The organism is Shewanella sp. 2_MG-2023 (assembly GCF_030548905.1).
Lineage (GTDB): Bacteria > Pseudomonadota > Gammaproteobacteria > Enterobacterales > Shewanellaceae > Shewanella > Shewanella electrodiphila.
Genome location: NZ_JAUOSO010000010.1, coordinates 14,808 through 32,733, shown reverse-complemented (window position 1 = coordinate 32,733; position 17,926 = coordinate 14,808). Strand labels below are relative to the sequence as shown.

19 protein-coding genes are annotated in these 17,926 nt (G+C 41.8%); 8 read left to right on the top strand and 11 right to left on the bottom strand.

What is annotated here, in order from left to right:
* The 7 genes from Q4600_RS11365 (at position 1) to Q4600_RS11330 (ending at position 7,074) form a co-directional block, all read left to right on the top strand.
* A complete protein-coding gene (locus Q4600_RS11365) occupies positions 1 to 1,047 on the top strand; it encodes a polysaccharide deacetylase family protein (protein ID WP_229370808.1) in 1,047 nt (348 codons plus the stop codon).
* Between the two features lie 899 nt (positions 1,048 to 1,946).
* On the top strand, positions 1,947 to 2,354 hold the full coding sequence (locus tag Q4600_RS11360) for a PadR family transcriptional regulator (protein ID WP_303516466.1): 408 nt from the start codon (positions 1,947 to 1,949) through the stop codon (positions 2,352 to 2,354).
* Positions 2,341 to 3,228: a sensor domain-containing protein gene (locus tag Q4600_RS11355; RefSeq protein ID WP_303516467.1), complete on the top strand. Its 888-nt coding sequence runs from the start codon at positions 2,341 to 2,343 to the stop codon at positions 3,226 to 3,228. The genes Q4600_RS11360 and Q4600_RS11355 overlap by 14 nt, the downstream gene beginning before the upstream one ends.
* Positions 3,229 to 3,271: 43 nt before the next feature.
* Positions 3,272 to 4,279, top strand: a complete 1,008-nt coding sequence (locus tag Q4600_RS11350) for a CPBP family intramembrane glutamic endopeptidase (protein WP_303516468.1) — start codon at positions 3,272 to 3,274, stop codon at positions 4,277 to 4,279.
* 1,510 nt (positions 4,280 to 5,789) lie between these two features.
* Complete coding sequence (locus tag Q4600_RS11340; protein WP_303516470.1) at positions 5,790 to 5,945, top strand: hypothetical protein; 156 nt, start codon at positions 5,790 to 5,792, stop codon at positions 5,943 to 5,945.
* 32 nt (positions 5,946 to 5,977) lie between these two features.
* Positions 5,978 to 6,646 carry a hypothetical protein gene (locus Q4600_RS11335; protein WP_303516472.1) on the top strand — a complete coding sequence of 223 codons (669 nt, stop codon included), beginning with the start codon at positions 5,978 to 5,980 and terminating at the stop codon, positions 6,644 to 6,646.
* Between the two features lie 98 nt (positions 6,647 to 6,744).
* Positions 6,745 to 7,074 carry a hypothetical protein gene (locus tag Q4600_RS11330; protein WP_303516474.1) on the top strand — a complete coding sequence of 110 codons (330 nt, stop codon included), beginning with the start codon at positions 6,745 to 6,747 and terminating at the stop codon, positions 7,072 to 7,074.
* 114 nt (positions 7,075 to 7,188) lie between these two features.
* Here Q4600_RS11330 and Q4600_RS11325 read toward each other — a convergent pair whose 3' ends face one another.
* The 5 genes from Q4600_RS11325 to Q4600_RS11305 form a co-directional block, all read right to left on the bottom strand.
* The gene (locus Q4600_RS11325; protein ID WP_303516514.1) at positions 7,189 to 7,782 is read right to left on the bottom strand and encodes an SCO family protein; all 594 of its coding nucleotides are present in this window, start codon (positions 7,780 to 7,782) and stop codon (positions 7,189 to 7,191) included.
* A gap of 61 nt (positions 7,783 to 7,843) precedes the next feature.
* Complete coding sequence (gene cyoE / locus Q4600_RS11320) at positions 7,844 to 8,755, bottom strand: heme o synthase (RefSeq protein WP_229370812.1); 912 nt, start codon at positions 8,753 to 8,755, stop codon at positions 7,844 to 7,846.
* A 15-nt stretch (positions 8,756 to 8,770) separates the two neighbouring features.
* Complete coding sequence (locus tag Q4600_RS11315) at positions 8,771 to 9,751, bottom strand: heme A synthase (RefSeq protein WP_248956603.1); 981 nt, start codon at positions 9,749 to 9,751, stop codon at positions 8,771 to 8,773.
* Positions 9,751 to 10,305 carry a hypothetical protein gene (locus Q4600_RS11310; protein WP_248956604.1) on the bottom strand — a complete coding sequence of 185 codons (555 nt, stop codon included), beginning with the start codon at positions 10,303 to 10,305 and terminating at the stop codon, positions 9,751 to 9,753. The genes Q4600_RS11315 and Q4600_RS11310 overlap by 1 nt, the downstream gene beginning before the upstream one ends.
* A 40-nt stretch (positions 10,306 to 10,345) precedes the next feature.
* Positions 10,346 to 11,233 carry an SURF1 family protein gene (locus tag Q4600_RS11305; protein ID WP_303516481.1) on the bottom strand — a complete coding sequence of 296 codons (888 nt, stop codon included), beginning with the start codon at positions 11,231 to 11,233 and terminating at the stop codon, positions 10,346 to 10,348.
* Here Q4600_RS11305 and Q4600_RS11300 point away from each other — a divergent pair.
* A complete protein-coding gene (locus Q4600_RS11300) occupies positions 11,232 to 11,450 on the top strand; it encodes a DUF2909 family protein (RefSeq protein WP_102526718.1) in 219 nt (72 codons plus the stop codon). The genes Q4600_RS11305 and Q4600_RS11300 overlap by 2 nt on opposite strands.
* Positions 11,451 to 11,455: 5 nt before the next feature.
* Here Q4600_RS11300 and Q4600_RS11295 read toward each other — a convergent pair whose 3' ends face one another.
* The 6 genes from Q4600_RS11295 to lexA all read right to left on the bottom strand — a co-directional run bounded on the left by Q4600_RS11295 (position 11,456) and on the right by lexA (position 17,656).
* Entirely contained in the window at positions 11,456 to 12,331 is an 876-nt protein-coding gene (locus Q4600_RS11295; protein WP_229370818.1) for a cytochrome c oxidase subunit 3, read from the bottom strand.
* A complete protein-coding gene (locus tag Q4600_RS11290) occupies positions 12,328 to 12,891 on the bottom strand; it encodes a cytochrome c oxidase assembly protein (RefSeq protein ID WP_303516484.1) in 564 nt (187 codons plus the stop codon). Before Q4600_RS11290 ends, Q4600_RS11295 begins: the two co-directional genes overlap by 4 nt.
* A 1-nt stretch (position 12,892) precedes the next feature.
* Positions 12,893 to 14,515: a cytochrome c oxidase subunit I gene (gene ctaD / locus Q4600_RS11285; RefSeq protein WP_194944986.1), complete on the bottom strand. Its 1,623-nt coding sequence runs from the start codon at positions 14,513 to 14,515 to the stop codon at positions 12,893 to 12,895.
* Between the two features lie 9 nt (positions 14,516 to 14,524).
* Positions 14,525 to 16,093 carry a cytochrome c oxidase subunit II gene (gene coxB / locus Q4600_RS11280; protein WP_303516491.1) on the bottom strand — a complete coding sequence of 523 codons (1,569 nt, stop codon included), beginning with the start codon at positions 16,091 to 16,093 and terminating at the stop codon, positions 14,525 to 14,527.
* Between the two features lie 442 nt (positions 16,094 to 16,535).
* Positions 16,536 to 17,042 (bottom strand): cell division inhibitor SulA, encoded by a 507-nt coding sequence (locus Q4600_RS11275; protein WP_229370821.1) that lies wholly within the window; start codon positions 17,040 to 17,042, stop codon positions 16,536 to 16,538.
* Positions 17,039 to 17,656, bottom strand: coding sequence for a transcriptional repressor LexA (gene lexA, locus Q4600_RS11270; protein WP_102526723.1), 618 nt, complete (start codon positions 17,654 to 17,656; stop codon positions 17,039 to 17,041). The genes Q4600_RS11275 and lexA overlap by 4 nt, the downstream gene beginning before the upstream one ends.
* Positions 17,657 to 17,926: the final 270 nt, after the last annotated feature.

Genomic DNA, 17,926 nt, shown 5'->3' with positions numbered 1-17,926 from the left:
ATGTTAAAACAAAGTCTTTTGGGATTAATCTGCTTATTCTCGTTTAATGCCAGTGCAGTGGTGATTTTGCAATATCATCATGTATCAGAAACAACGCCTGCCAGCACGAGTGTGACACCGGCGCAATTTGAAGAGCAAATGCAATATCTTGCTGATAATGAGTTTACCATCATTAGCTTGCAAGAGGCGGTGGATGCCATAAAAGAAGATAAACCCATGGCTGACAAAAGTATCGTGATTACCTTTGACGATGGATACGACAGTATTGCAGCTGCAGCCGCGCCCATTTTAGCCAAGCATAACTTTTCATATACCTTGTTTGTCTCGGTTGAACCCATTGAAAAAGGTTATGCTGGGATGATGAGCTGGGATGACATTAATCAACTTGCTCAAAATGGTGCGACGATTGCCAACCATAGCTGGGCCCACGAACACCTCAACCGTAAATTAGACGGTGAAACCCGCCAGCAATGGTTAACTCGCATCGAAAAGAATTTACTGGATACCGAAGCTGAAATTAAAAAGCATACGGGGCAAAGCGTACGCATGCTGGCTTACCCTTATGGTGAATATAATGCGGATGTTGAAGATATTCTTAAACAGCATGACTTTATTGGTTTAGGGCAACAGTCTGGCGCTGCGGGTAAGTACTCGATACTGACGGCATTACCCCGTTTTCCTGTTGCAGGGGCTTATGCGGATTTGGATAGTTTAAAAGTTAAATTTACCAGCCTGAACATGCCAGTGGTTAAGCAAAATATCACTGATCCATTATTAACTTCTGGGGATTGGCGACCTGAGTTAAAAGTCGAGTTAGATATCACTGATATTTACCCACATCAAGTGATGTGTTTTGTTCAGGGACAAGGCGCGAAAAAGCCAACGTGGTTGACTGAAACAGAGTTTAGCATTCAAGCGCCAGCGAATTTACCCGCAGGGCGTAGCCGTTATAATTGCACCGCACCGAGTAAAACTCAGAAAGGCTATTATTGGTTTTCGCAGGCTTGGGTGAGACCCAATAATGATGGAAGTTGGCCAAAAGAATAATCTTTTGGTTTGATGTTTTGTTGATTTCCAAACTTCGTTTGGTGTAGATAAAAAAACGTGGGTTTTCTACCGACACCCGACTACGTATTTTCCTACATTGAAATCAAAAGCTAATCAAGATCGTGGCGCTTCGCCCACACCCGACGAAAGGGAAACAACAGCATTTCCCTTCTCGACATCCCTTGCCGCTCCGACGAAGTGTTGTTCCTCACGCTAAATGAGCGAATTTTCTAACGCCTCAGATTCGCCATCCTTGGCTCAATCTGAGGCTATGTCGGCGTCCTGCCTCCATCACGCAAATTAGCTCAACGCATTCGGACACTTCCAACGGAGATCATTGAACCTGCAAATTCATTTGTCATAGCTAGATAAATTCTTTTTAAAGCATAAATGTTCAATTTGAATTGAGGTAAGCAAAAAAATCACGTGAGTCCAGACATGGATGTCTGGCTAGCTTTCGAGGGGAAGGGACGCCCCATCGTAAGCGTTAGAGCTTCACTAAACCCAAGTTGCAGCTTGCCGAAGCGGGCTACAGATAAGGTTTAACGCTATGAAAGTCCCCATTGAAATCTTTCGCTTTTCGGAAAATTTCGTAGGGGCAGCGGGGTGTTCCAAGAGGGTATTGCTGTTGATACCCTTTTGGTCGGGTGTGGGCGAAGCGCCACGACCTTGATCCTAATCCAAACGAAGTTTGGAAATGTACTTTGGGATTGATGACCATATGACGACCTTGATCCTAATCCAAATGAAGTTTGGAAATCAAAGTTGAATAAGCGGTATTAGGGTTTCATTAAGTATAGGTAAGTTCCAAATGCTTAAGCTTAAAAGATATCACTAGTATTTAGTTAACACTAGTGATATTGTGCCACTAGTATTAACTAAACACTAGTGGTTGTTACGTGAATGGAATTGACAAAAAAGATATCAAAGAGCATGAAGAAGCCGTTGATCTGTTGGTTAAAAAGTTTAGTAAAGAACTCAACTCAGGCACTTCTGCACTTGTGCTGCTGAGTATATTGAACAACTCAGATAAACCACTTTATGGATATCAGATTTCCAAACTTTTAGGTCACTCTAATACTGACAAGCAAGGAGTTATCTATCCTGTGCTGCGGAATATGGAGGCTAAAGGCTTATTGGAAAGTCAGGTACTCCCTTCTGAAAGCGGACCTCCTAGGAAGTACTTCACTATCTCAATATTGGGCAAAAAAGTATTAGAAGAGTGGTTGCAGATTTGGCAACGCACTCAGCTTTTTGTAAATCAAATAATTACAGGCAAATCAAATGGAAACGATGAAGTCAAATAAAGCTATCGAAAAGGATATTCAACATTATTTACGTGAGTTAAGTGCCGCATTACACAATCAAGATTTATCATTAGTACAAGATGCTAAATTTGACGCGGAAAGTCACTTTCGTGCAGCACTATTAGAATCAAGTAATAAAGCCAATCCTATGCTGGATATCATCCAAGATTATGGTACTCCGCAAGTTATTGCTCAGCATTACTGTGACATGGAGTTAACTGTTGATTTGGCATTTAATGGTAGAAAAGAGTATCAATCAAATGTTCAATCCGGTTCAATTTTCTCGATATTAAAAGATACTGCGGCCTTTAAAGCGCTTATTTACTATTTTATTAGCTTCCCATTATCTATGGTCTATATAGCTTGGGTGTTATTGGTTGGGCTAAGTAGCGCCGTTGCATCCCTTGTATTGATTGGCATACCGGTATTTATTTTTTTCATCAACTCAATGCGATATTTCTCATTATTTGAAGGGCGATTAATTGAGCCGTTATTAGGTGAGCGTATGCCACGTAGGCCTAAATTTCTGCACAACCTATCTCAGTTCAAGTCTCTAAAAGGGGTTATAGCTTTAATTAAAAATCGTGAAAATTGGACTTCGATATTGTACCTATTGCTTCAGTTACCATTATCTTTACTGTATTTCACCATTTTCGTTTTACCAGCAGTATTTTCAATTTTGCTATTGTTATCGCCAGTTATTGACCCATTGATCAATACGATAAACCCTTCTTTGAGTATTGATATTAATTGGTACTGGCTCCCTATTTCCACCCCTCTTAGTCTTATCGGTTTAATGCTGTCGTTACATGCAGCAAAAACTATCGGAAAACTGCATGCAAGATTTGCTAAGTCTATGCTGGTTTCAATTTAACGAGAAAAGTTAAATTCTAGTTCTTAAATATGAGTATTTAACAATGAAAATATTGAAGACGTTTGGAGAAAGGTACCCTATTAGTGCTTTTCTGATTCTTTGCTTTGGATTTACCTGGTCAATTTGGTTTACCGTTCCTTTCTTTGCAGGTTCTGATTGGTCGTTAGGGCGAATATATGTTGGTGCAGGTTTCGGGCCTGCATTAGCAGCCATTTTTATGAACCAGCTATGTGGTCATGGAGCTGACATTGGAAGTAAAAAGTGGTTGTTATGGTTTAGTGCTTTTTTCGCATTGTTGTTTGGATTGTATTTTTCAATACTGCTAACTGGTGATGGCATTACAGCTGAAAAACTTTCTCAGGCTAGACCTGCTGGCATTTCTGTTACAGGAATCCTAGGTGTAATAGTGTCTGCAGTAATTGGGAGCTTTGTAATCGCCTCTTTGGCTGTTAGTCGTTCAAAAGCATTAAGTTCAGTGAGCGAGTGGCGTGTATCGATTAAGTGGTGGTTAATCGCTTTGTTGCTCCCTTCAGTATGGATGATGTTAGGTGTGTTAATGGCTAGCATGACTGGAGAAAAGATACAGGCAGAGGCAGTTGAGCATAATTTAGAGTTGCAGACTTGGGTTTTATACACCGCACGTTCAATATTGCTCACATTTTTGGTGGTCGCTATTGGCGAAGAGGCAGGTTGGCGAGCGTGGATGTTACCGCGTTTACAGCAACGATTTAGTCCACTTCTCAGCTCGGTATTTATCGGTATTGCTTGGGGTTTATGGCATTTCCCATTATTCGTTATCGGGCAATATAGTGATCCGCCTGAAATGGTTTTTGCTAAAGCAGGCGCTTGTATAATGTTGGGTATTGTTTTTACATGGCTATATAACCGTACAGGGGGAAACCTATTGATGGTGGTTTTGCTTCATACCGCTATGAATAGTTCACCAAGATTTGTTCCTTTTTCTGAGCAAATGGGGGTATTTTTAATTTTATCTCTCATCTGTATGATTGTTTTCGACAGAATGTGGCGAAAAAGTAGGATACAACTTTAGCTTATTATCCTAATGGCTTAATAGAGTTTATTTAGTCGTGGATTGCGACAAACGACAATCAAAGGATTAAACCTTTAATTGCTATCTCATATATGAGCCCATCAAAAAGCCTCAATATGTTCATATTGAGGCTTTGTCATAATCCAATTTCTAATCAAAAAACACTATGCACTTTCAATAATCAATTTCAAATCAGCAACCAGCTCTTTATTCAAAATCTGTGGTATTTTTCCTGGTTGTTGTTTGGGTTTAAACACAGCGTATTTTTCCCCTTTGGGTGACACTAAAACATAACTAGCACTGTGGTCGACTTGATAGTCAGGAGCCGTCAGACTCTGACCCAACTAATTGTAAGTTGGTTAGAACAAACTAAACTTTTATGTTTATGGCAACTCAAGATCGTGGCGCTTCGCCCACATCTTTTGTAAAGAGCGACGAAAGGGAAACAACAGCATTTCCCTTCTCGACATCCCTTGCCGCTCCGACGAAGTGTTGTTCCTCACGCTAAATGAGCGAATTTTCTAACGCCTCAGATTCGCCATCCTTGGCTCAATCTGAGGCTATGTCGGCGTCCTGCCTCCATCACGCAAATTAGCTCAACGCATTCGGACACTTCCAACGGAGATCATTGTGCCTGCATATTCATTTGTCATGGCTAGATAAATTCTTTTTAAAGCATAAATGTTCAATTTGAATTGAGGAAAGCAAAAAAATTACGTGAGTCCAGACATGGATGTCTGGCTAGCTTTCGAGGGGAAGGGACGCCCCATCGTAAGCGTTAGTGATTTTTGCAGCTTGCCGAAGAAGACTACAAAAGAATGTTAACGCTAGATGATTCTCCGCTGGAAATTTTGCGGTTTAAATTTCGTCGGAGCTGCGGGGTGTTCTAAGAGGGAGTCGCAGTTCACTCCCTTTTAGTCTGGTGTGGGCGAAGCGCCACGACCTTGACCCTAATTCAAACGAAGTTTGGAAATGTACTTTGGGATTGATGATTATAATCAAGAATGCGTTTTACAAATTTAAAAGCTAGTTCATCTTTGCCCCGAATTATCATTTAGGCCGGAGTATAGTGACTTCTCTTTCTGCGTGAATATTGCAATTTATGCAATGATGACAGTTTTTTGTTTCACTCAGACGGAGAAACTAGGAATGAGTTGTTTCTACGTTATAACTCATTGTTGATACACTGGTTTACTGTTAGTCTTGAGTGATTAAAGTACTGGCGACCTGTTCTTATTAAGACCGTTCTTATTCGGAATTCAGCCTAATATACTGTTATGTGTGAGGCGACATGGATTGGCGTCAAATAGATATGTTTCGCGGGATAGACCTAAATGATTCGTTCGTGATGTCGTGGAAACTTGTGGATGATGAATTGCAAATTGAGCTCGAGACTAGCATTTAGCCCGAGTCCGAATGGTATCTTGATCCCGAACCCAATGAGTACACATGCTACCGTCGTCTTACCCTTGTGATTAGTGGATGTAAACAAATAACAGGGCTATCTGACATGGAGTCAGTGGAAGGCTGTGTTGACCCTGACGGCTCAACTGACTACGGCAACATTGACGAATTCTCTAAGATACCGGGAGGATTCCATCTGGCTGGCAATTTTGGAAGCGTAGAGGTTTTTGGTAGCCATGCTTATTGGCGTGTACACACATAACAAGCCGCTGCAGGCGGATCGCGATCGTTTGGTTGGCTATCGCTCGTGCCTCGCTGATTTTAGCCAACCAAACTGCTTCCGCTGAGCGGAGCGTTATATTTTTAAGGACTGATATGCGCATAATAACAATAATTCTTTGGGTTGCTAGTTTAAGCGCCTGTTCCGCAGCTTTAGTTCCAACTACAAATAATCCTGACGAAAAGGTAGCACAAGCTAAATGGTTATTTGAAGAAAAATATAGAGCTCTACCTGCGGAGAAACTCTTAAATGAAGCCAAGGAAATTTACATAAAAGAGAATAATAATATTGGTTTAGCTGAATTTAATAGAGTATATGGTTTGTTTCTTAGTTCTCATGCAGTTAATAAATATCAATCAAGGTACATAGAAAAAGGTTTTCTGGAACCAGGTGTTACCTATGAAAATAGATATTCAAAATCAATAGAGTATTTCAAAAGAACAGAGCAAGTGTATATTGAGAATAAAGAACACGATTCTTTAACTAACATATATCTACTTATGGGCTTTACCTACTCCAAAGCAGGTAAAGTAAATGAATCATGCTTAATGTTTGATAAGAGTATTGATGAAAATAATATTTTTTCTAAGAATAACCCCGAAGCGGTAATTAAATTAGCTGGTTTTCCATCTTATGCGGCGTTCATTTTAGATACTAAAAGTAAAGTAGGTTGTAAGGTATAAAAAACAATAAGTTATAAAATTTGGAGGCAGTGTAAACTTTTTATAGCCAACTAAATTTTACTCATTAACAGGATGTTATTCGTTTAAAAGGAATTTTTATGAACAAATTACTCGAAGAATTATTGGGTGATGGTTTTAAGGCTCAAATACATAATAATAGAATCTCTATAAGCCTTTCAAAGCTCACTATGCCCGTATTAGTCGTTCACAATATTGCCTCAAATGCTTATGAGGTTAAAATTCAATATTGGCGGTATATTTTGATGACTTTTGCAATGTCACTAAGTTTAACTTCAGCTATTTCAAGTGGCGATATTTTTTATACTTCTCTGTTTTCTTTCTTTATGGCTTACTTTTTTATCGCAATGATTGTGGTTCACATAAAATCACGAGAATTGAGAGAACGAATAGATACAATCAACTTTTGAGGAAACGCATTTATTAGTTTGAAGTTTTAGTAAGCTCAAAACCACCGCCCATCAAAAAGCCTCAATATGTTCATATTGAGGCTTTGTTATATTTCCAATACCTATATAAAAATCTTAAGCACTTTCAATGATCTGCTTTAGATCCGCAACCAGCTCTTTATTTAAAATCTGTGGAATTTTCCCTGGTTGTTGTTTGGGTTTAAACACAGCGTATTTTTCCCCTTGGGGTGAGACTAAAACATAACTAGCACTGTGGTCGACTTGATAGTCATCGCCATCTCCAACCATGGCATAGGCAAAACCTAAGTCTCTGGTAAACGGGAATAACTGTGCATGTTCAGCGGTGACTGCTTTAAAGTCTTTATTAAAAAAGTTGATGTAATCTAAGCGCTTGGTTTGCGAGTCTCTGTCTGGGTCCACCGACACAAACACCACCTGAATATCGTCTGATACTGATTGCAGTTCAGTATAAGCAGCATTGAGCTTATTCAGTGTGGTTGGGCAAACATCAGGGCATGAGGTAAATCCGACAAATACTAAACTCCATTTGCCTAGTAGTTGCTGATTAGTAAACTCATTGCCCAGTTGGTCATGCAAAGTAAATGGCGCTAATGCTCTTGGTTGGTCGAACATATAACTGCTGGCAAGTTCAAGCGGCTTAGGCTGCAAAAAATTAACCGCTACCGCCACCCCTAAACCTAACATCATCACAGCCAGTGCGATTATCTTTTTCACATTCCTTCCCCTCTACTGCTCACTGATACTGTCATTAATTGACCCAAAGGTAATGGTCGACAAGTAACACCAAAAACAGAATCATTAAGTGGTAGATAGAGAACTTAAATACATCCATCGCCAGCCCTGGTTTGTCATGATATTTAAGTTGCCATGCTTTGTAGATAAACCCGCAACTTAAAATGGTGGAACCCACTAAATAAACTGGGCCACACATACCAACAAGCACAGGTAATAAACAGGCTATTGCTAGCAATAATGTGTATAGCAAAATACAGGTTTTAGTGAACTCTACTCCGTGGGTTACAGGTAGCATTGGCACATCGACTTTGGCGTACTCTTTTTTACGATGAATCGCTAAAGCCCAAAAATGTGGTGGTGTCCAAGTGAAAATGATGATCACTAATAACAGTGCATTACCATGCAGTTCATTGGTCACAGCTGTCCAGCCTAATAGTGGTGGCATGGCACCAGCTAACCCACCAATGACAATATTCTGCGGTGTCGCGCGTTTTAAATAGGCGGTATACACCACTGCATAGCCAATTAAACTAGCAAAAGTTAGCCATGCAGTTAATGGATTCACTAAAGCGTATAAAATAATAAATCCACCTAAGCCAATAGAGGTGGCAAAGGTCATTGCTTTAATTGCAGACACTTTTCCTTTTGGTAAAGGACGGTTGTAGGTACGTGCCATTAAACCATCGATACGGCGATCAATGAGATGATTATAAGCTGCTGCTGCGCCTGCCATCATGGCTATACCAATCATGCCAAAAATAAGTGGTTGCAGCGGTACAGCGCCAGGCAGTGCTAAGCACATACCGACCAATACCGTCAGTAGCATCAGCGCGACGACTTTAGGTTTGGTCATCTCGAAATAAGCGCGCCATTGCAGTGTGTCTGTTTTGGTTGCGCTTGCGGGTAAAGATAGTGATTTAGCCATAATAGAATCCTTGCTTTATGCTTTACGCCACAGCGCATAGTTAATGAAAATAACGGTTAACAGCAGTAATGCTGCGCCGCCGTTGTGTGAGACTGCAATGCCTAAAGGCAAGTGCATCACAATATTGCTGATGCCTAAGCCTACTTGTAATACGACAAGGGCAATTAATATCCACGCACTTTGACGTATGGTTGACGATTGTGCTTTGAGTAATTTAACGCCTAGCCAGCATAAGCTGATGGCAGTGATAACACCCCAAATGCGATGAGTGACGTGAATCGTCATTCGAGCAGGGTATTCAAGTACGCCATATTCAAAGCTAGGGTGATCGCCCTGAAATGGCGAGAAGGCTTTAGCAAATTGCAGGTTTTCTAACCAGTCACCTTCACAAATAGGCAATGTGGTACAAGCTAATGCGGCGTAGTTGGATGATGTCCAGCCGCCTAAAATAATTTGTATCACTAACACGACTAAACTCACCATTGCTAATGGCCCGAGTTTTCGCGCGTAAGAATCGCCGCCGGGGATCCGCAGTGGTTTGGTTCTTAGGTAGAGCAAAAGTAGTAAGGCAAATAAACTAAAGCCGCCAATCAAGTGCCCCATTACCACAATGGGCATTAACTTCATCGTGACGGTCCACATACCTAATGCCGCTTGAAATAAGATCAGTGCGGAAATGAAGATCGGCAGTTTTTTCGGTGCATCGGCTCTTTTTAAGCAAACAATTAAAATAGTTAACACCATTAAGCCTAATGCGCCGGCAATATAACGGTGGATCATTTCTAGCCAAGCTTTTTCAGGCTCGACGGTGAGATCTGGAAAGTTGGTTTCTACTTTAGCCAAGTCGGCTGCATCACTGGGTACACCAATATGACCATAACAACCCGGCCAATCAGGACAACCTAAGCCCGCATCTGATAAGCGGGTATAAGCGCCCATTAAAATAACAGCGAAGGTAAATACCAAGGTGAATTTGAGGAGGTTTTTTATATCCATTAACCGACCCTCGACAACTTCAATAACTTACGTAGGTCGGCAATCATTGATTTGCCTTGAGCCATATTTTCTTGCTCACCGATGATGCCAGGATATTCCATCACTAGGCTGCCGAGCGGGTCGACAATAATCATTTGCTGTTCAGTCATCATTGCGATGATGGCTTGGCTAGCATTGGCTGTTTCAAATGGCACTTTGAGCTTTTCAAGGATTGCCGTGTCACTATCAGGTTGCAGCATGATAATAGGACTCACGCGATCTTGATGCTTACCCAGAGCCACATGACTTTGATGCAGTACGTATAAACGTTGCTGACATTGCTCTAGGCAGTCTTTAGGCAATAGATATAGCAGTTGCCAAGATTGCGGATGCGGATTTTCCATTGATAAGCTTTGATAGCTCACCTCTGGCGGAATGAGTTGGCCTTTATTGGTTGCAGCGCCATTGTATAAGTCCATGCTTAATACCAGCTTTGCGATGGCCACTGGTAAGATAAATACCAGTACTAGGGCAAACAATGCCTTGTTGTTTTTAGGTTTTACTGGGGAGTTCATACTTGCTCCTCTTGTTACGGCTTAATTTATTAGTTTGGTTTTATTCGTTTTCACTTGTCTTGCTAGTTGTCTTGCTAGTTGTCTTGGTATTAGTGGCATGAGTTGAGCTTTTCGGTGTCGCTTTTATTAAGTGTTTCCATCCTATCCATAGCATCAGTGACAAAAATACTGCCGCCATGGTGAACCATTGCAGTGCGTAGCCTTGGTGTTTTTGGGCTGATAATGGAATGGGTGTCCATGGCTTAGGTAATGCAATGTTAGGGATTGAATCTGGCTGCAGTACTACTGGTGCCAGTGGGTGGCCTATTTTCTCAGCTAAGGCCGCTAAATTGAGGTTTTGAAAACGCATCACTTTGCCGTCTTCTGCATGGAGCTGGTGGCTTAAAGGGTTAATTTGTTTTTGATACACTCGGCCATTAAGGTCAATGGCTGACAGTGGTACAGGGGTTATGTCAGGTAAAATTCGACGATCGATATTGGCAGCAACAAAGCCTAATTCAACCATAAGCCAAGGTAGGTCTTTTTTTACTGCTTCAGCATTATCAATTGTAATAGCACCTGTATTAGTACCTGTAACAGCATTTGTATTCACACCTGCATGAGCAACTTGAAAGACTTGGTAGGCTAAGTAACCGACTCGCCCTTCAAACACTTGGTTATCGAGTAGTAATATTTGCTGATTTACCGGAATCGCATTGACGCTTAAACGGTAACCACTGAGTCTTTCATCAGCGCCAAAAGCAAGCAGTTGATCAAAACTTAATTCACTTGCAGCTTGTCTGGCTGACAAGGTGGCTTGCCACGCCGTTTTTTGCTCAGCTCTATCAAGTTGCCAAACGCCTAACTTGACCAAAATACAAAACACACTCACAGTAACAAGCAGCAATAACCCAGTAGATAATCGCCAGACTCGCAAAGGAGAGCCCATGGATACCTTAGTTATTTTCAAGCTTGTATTAGTACTGCTGCTTGTATTCATATTATTTAATCTAGCTAGAGCCTTGTTTATTATGGTTAAAGCTGAAAATAAACAACCAATGAGTCAATTTCTAGGACGCCGAGTTATCTTTTCTGCTTTGGTGATGGTGCTGTTATTACTGGCCTTAGGATTAGGTTGGGTAACCCCTAATCCAAGGCCTTATTAGTTTGTTTAAATGACGTAGACAAAAATAAACAAACAGAGCCAAACCACATCGACAAAATGCCAATACCAACTGCCTGATTGGAAGGCAAAATGGCTTTCTGGAGTGAAGTGGCCTTTGAGAATCCTAAAGAACAAGATAATCAGAAAAACCGTTCCCAGTGTGACGTGCATGCCATGGAAACCCGTGAGCAAAAAGAAAGTATTTCCGTAGATGCCAGATGAAAGCGTGAGCCCCATTTCTTGGTATGCGTGAACATATTCTTCAACCTGCAAAAATAAGAACCCGATACCCAATAAAATGGTTAAGCCTAACCAGACTTTTAATGCACTACGTTTAGACTTTTCCAGTGACACGTGAGCAAAGTGCAAGGTGACTGAAGAAGCTAAAAGGATGAGGGTGTTATAAAGCGGTAACCCAGTCCAAGGCATGGCTTCTGTGGTGGTGCCATCAGGGGTTTTGATCAATGGCCACATGGCTTCAAATGTTGGCCATAACACTTCATGGGTCATGGCATTATTCGAGCTACCACCTAACCATGGAATAGCCACCATTCTGGCGTAGAATAAGGCGCCAAAAAATGCCCCGAAGAACATAATTTCAGAGAAAATAAACCAGCTCATTCCTTGGCGAAATGAACGGTCCATTTGCGCTGAATATAAGCCTGACATTGATTCATCAATGACATTTTTAAACCAGCCAAATAGCATAAAGATAATGACTGCAATACCAGCCACTAGGATATAACCACCTGAAGTATCTTCAGTGGCTAACTGTTGCACGTAGGAACCTGCGCCAAAAGCAATCAGGAATAACCCGATAGCGCCGGTAATGGGCCAAACGCTTTGCGCTGGCACGTAATAGTTTTCATGTTTAGTTGTCATCTTGCTGCTCCTTGCTCTATGGCCGCAGTTTGTTTGTCTGTGATGTCATAGAGGGTATAAGAGAGAGTCAAAGTTTTAATGGAATCTGGTAAGTCTGGATCCACATAAAAGATTAATGGCAGTTCAGCATCAGCCTTTGCAGCTAGGGGTTGTTGATTGAAACAGAAACACTCGGTTTTATTGAAATACGCTGCACCTTGACCAGGCGATACAGAGGGTATTGCTTGGCCGACAAGGGGTTTAGCAGAAAGGTTTTTTGCTAAAAATGCTGTGCGAGTTAGTTCGCCTGGGTGAACCTGAATACGGTTCACTTTAGGGCCAAACTCCCATGGCATGCTGCCTTGTACTTGGGCGATAAATTCAATAGTAATGGTGCGTTCTTTATCAACGACCATCGCCTCATAACTACTTGCTGTACCTTGGGGTTTTCCGTTAATTCCCAAGGTGTCACAAAGCACGTCATAAAGCGGTACCAGTGCAAAACCAAAGCCGAACATACCAATAGAGCCCAGTACGAGACCTATTAGTAATTTACGGTTTGATTTTGTTGGCTGGCTCATATCACTTTACCTCTGGAGGTGTGGTGAATGAGTGATAAGGTGCTGGACTTGCGATGGTCCATTCTAGACCTTCAGCGCCTTCCCAAGGTTTATCTGCTGCTTTCTCGCCGCCTCTAATACACTTAATCACTACGGCTAAGAAGATAAGTTGCGATAAACCAAATGCAAACCCGCCAATAGAGACGATTTGGTTAACATCAGCAAATTGAATTGCATAATCAGGAATACGGCGAGGCATACCCGCAAGTCCTAAGAAATGCATTGGGAAAAACAACACGTTGACTGAAATCGTACTACACCAGAAATGCCAGCGACCTAAGGTTTCGCTATACATGTGTCCTGTCCATTTAGGCAGCCAGTAATAAGCGGCGGCCATAATGGAGTACACAGCACCCGTCACTAACACGTAGTGGAAGTGAGCTACCACAAAGTAAGTATCATGGTATTGGAAATCCGCAGGTGTTATTGCCAGCATCAGACCCGAGAACCCACCAATAGTGAACAAGATGATAAAGGCGACAGCGAATAACATCGGCGTTTCAAAGGTAATAGAACCACGCCACATCGTTGCGACCCAGTTAAACACTTTCACCCCTGTGGGCACCGCAATCAACATGGTGCAATACATGAAAAATAGCTCGGCGAATACTGGCATACCCGTAGTAAACATGTGATGCGCCCATACCAAGAACGACAGAATCGCAATACTTGAGGTGGCGTAAACCATGGAGGAATAACCAAAGAGCTTTTTACGGCTAAAGGTTGGCACAATCGCCGAGATAATACCGAAGGAGGGTAAAATCATAATGTAAACTTCAGGGTGACCGAAGAACCAGAAAATATGCTGGAACATCACAGGATCGCCACCACCTGCAGCATCGAAGAAGCTAGTACCGAAGTATTTATCGGTTAATACCATGGTGACAGCACCTGCGAGTACGGGCATCACCGCTATCAATAAGAATGCAGTAATCAACCAAGTCCATACAAACAATGGCAACTTCATCCATGTCATACCTGGTGCGCGCATATTCACAATAGTCACGACCACGTTAATCGCACCCATAATGGAGCTGATTCCCATAATGTGTACTGAGAAGACGAATAATGCCGTGGTATCAGGACTGTAGGTCGTTGATAGTGGTGCGTAGAAGGTCCAACCAAAGTTAGGCCCGCCGCCTTCCATAAATAGCGAACTCAACAGAATGGCAAACGCGAATGGCAGAATCCAAAAACTCCAGTTATTCATCCGAGGAAGTGCCATATCTGGTGCACCAATCATCATTGGAATAAGCCAGTTAGCTAAGCCGGTAAAGGCAGGCATAACGGCACCAAATACCATGATCAGTCCGTGAACTGTGGTCATTTGGTTAAAAAAGTTTGGATCTACTAATTGCAATCCTGGCTGGAACAATTCGGCGCGGATAACCATCGCCATTGCACCGCCAGTGAGAAACATGATGAAACTAAACCATAAATATAATGAGCCAATGTCTTTATGGTTAGTGGTTAAAATCCAGCGCATGATGCCTTTCGGCGCGCCATGATGGTGATCATCATGGCCATGGTCATCGTGAGACTGACCATCATGAGCTTCGGTTGTATCTTGTGTAATAGTGCTCATTTTAATCCCTTACTTTCCATGACCATCAACGTCAGAAGCCTGTACAGCATCTCCAGAATCATTACCCCAAGCGTTTCGCTCATAGGTAATAACTGCTGCGAGTTGTTGCGGTGTGAGTAGAGAGCCAAATGCCTGCATTGCTGTACCAGCTTTGCCATTGACGACAACTTCAATATGACCGTCAACAGGCCCTGTAATCGCTGGGCTGCCGATTAATGAAGGGAAAGCACCAGGTAAACCTGTGCCAGCGGCTTGGTGACATGCGGCGCAATTACTCATATAGACTTGCTCACCCATGGTCATCAGTTCTTCCATGGTTAAATCATCAAGTACGACTTCTGCTTTTGCTTCTTCTATCACTTCGGTCACAGCTTCAGTTGCAGCTTGTTCTACTTGGTCAGCGGTCGCTGGTAAGGTCACAGGCGTTGCACTGTCACTTGCAGGGCCAGATTCAGTTGTTGAACCGCCGCCATTAATATCAGCTGCTTGTACAACATCACCTGAGTTATTACCCCAAGCATTTCGCTCGTAAGTTACAACAGCTGCAATTTCTGTAGCAGTAAGCTGTTTAGCAAATGCTTGCATTGCAGTGCCTGCTTTACCATTAACCACGATATCAACATGATGACTTACCGGGCCTTTAATCAGTGGACTACCAATCAGAGATGGGAATACACCAGGGAGACCTGCACCGTTTGGTTGGTGACATGCGGCGCAAACGCCCATATAGACTTGCTCACCTTGAGCCATTAACTCGTCATATGTGAGTGTTTGTGAAAGTGAAGCTTCAGCTGCAGCTTTGGCATCTACGGCTAGCTGCTTTTGGTCAAGCAGCCATTGCTCATAATCAGCTTCGGAAACGGCTTCAACCACGATTGGCATAAAGCCGTGATCTTTGCCGCACAACTCAGCACATTGGCCACGATAGGTGCCGATTTTATCGATTTTTGTCCATGCTTCATTAATGAAACCAGGGTTAGCATCTTTTTTAACCGCAAATGCAGGTACCCACCATGAGTGAATAACATCATCACTGGTCATCAAGAATCGAACTTTACGATTAATAGGTAATACGAGAGGTTTATCGACTTCTAATAAGTAAGTTTCAGTCTTTTCCGCAGAGCCTTGGATTTGCTCTGCAGGCGTTGAGAGTAAACTAAAAAACTCGACATCTTCGTTGAAATAGCTGTAATGCCATTTCCACTGAGAGCCAGTCACTTTAATGGTTAAATCTGCATCGCTAGGATCTTCCATAGCAATCAGAGTTTTAGTGGCAGGAATTGCCATACCAATAAGGATGATAAATGGCACGATTGTCCATGCTATTTCGACCTTGGTACTGTCATGAAAATCAGCCGGCACTGCGCCTTTTGATTTTCTGTGGTAGATCATTGAGTAAATCATGATCCCAAAGACCACAACACCGATAGCACAACAGATATATAGAATAATCATGTGGAGGTCATAAACCTTGCCACTGATTTCTGTTACGCCTTGCGTCATGTTAAGCGGCATATCAGCCGCCGCAAGCGGTACTGCAAATAGCAGCACCATTAATCCATACAACAATCGCTTCACAAGACCACTCCTCTGCCAATTGCGATTTGCAATAACAACAAGGAAAAGTCACACAGTAATACTCTGCTCTATGCAAACTTCTCTATTCCCGAAAAAGTTTGATCACTTCAAAGTACACGGTGGCTGCGAGTATCAATACTCGATTATTCTATTGGTTTATGGTGGCCACACTTGTACCTAATACTGAACTTTTCAATTCTTAAATTGACGCTTTTTATTCAAGGCTTTCTATACCGCATGGTACCAGCACAATCTTTACAGCGTTTTGTAGCTTTTTATCATTTTATAAACTCAAGAGTGACAGCAAATTGTTACTCTCTTGTTAACTACATTACTTGGAGATTAAATATTGATCAAGATCACTTTATCATCTAATTTGCTGAAAAAAGGCGCAAAAAAAAGCCCTTCACATAAATGAAGGGCTTTTTAAAGAGAGATTTGTTTAGTGAAAAGCAGATAAATTTAAGCTTGTTGGTGTTACAGAAGTATTGGCACCCATATGTTCATCATGTAAGTGAGTATTTACATCTTCAATGATGACACCTTGTGCTAATGCGCTTTTAGCAACCAATTGAATGCGTCGATTATCACGCGCATCTAGTGGTGTAGTCCAAGTAATAACGGCACTGGAAGTACCACTTGTTAGTGCTTTTTCCATCGCCCAAAGCGTTTCTACTTCATCTTTAGTGTGAACAAGTAAAACACGATCCATGCGAACGTTAGCGTTAGCCAATATTTGTTTATAGCCAATATGCGGAGGATTAATCAGTACAATCCAACGACCTTGCTGGCTTAAAATGGCCAAATGGCTGCACAACTGGGTTAACTCAGTTAAGCCTTGGTTGGCACTTTGCTTAGTTTCAATGCCTTGTTTAACTGGCGCAGTTGTTGATGTCATATCGACCCATAAGCCTGGATGACGTGGTGCATTACCTAATAATGTGTTCATAACCAACCTCCATTTCGGATAACGCCAACTGCAAGCCCTTCAATTGTCAGGCTCTGGCATGTTAAATCTACTTTAATCGGCGAATATTGTTCATTTTCTGCGTGCAGATAAACAACGTTGCCTTTCTTTTCAAAACGTTTAACTGTGACGTCATCATCTACGCGAGCGACGACCACTTGACCATTTTTAGCTTGCTGCATTTTGTGAACAGCTAATAGGTCACCTTCAATAATGCCAATGTCTTTCATACTGTCGCCACGAACTCGTAGTAAGAAATTAGCATTTGGTTTGAACATTTCAGGATCAACTTGGAAGTATTGTTCAACATGTTCCAGCGCAAGAATAGGTTCACCTGCTGCAACTTGTCCGATAAGAGGGAGGCCTTCTTCAACTTCCTCTTCTTCCTGAATCATGCGGATTCCGCGTGAAGTACCAGGAATAATTTCGATACAGCCTTTCTTCGCCAGCGCCTTTAAATGTTCTTCGGCAGCGTTAGCACTTTTAAAGCCTAATCTAGTGGCAATTTCTGCACGAGTCGGTGGCATACCTGTCTCAGCAATATTACATTTAATTAGTTCTAGAATTTCAGCTTGTCGTGGCGTTAAAGGTCTCATATTGATTCCTGTTTTTTTATACAGTGACTGTCATTATATACAGTATCTTTGGTCGCGCAAGTATTAACCAATGAAATTTATGCTATCTGCTGGTTTATTGTTGTTTTTATTATCTGACATTGTATTTTAGTTGTTGTAAATCATTATCTTAGTTGTTTTTGGTTATGTATGTTTTTTATTGGCACTAATTTTAATATTAGTACTTAACAGAGAGATTTTAGGTCGATACAGTATATTTATACAGTACTGTTGATGCATTTCGTCCAGCAT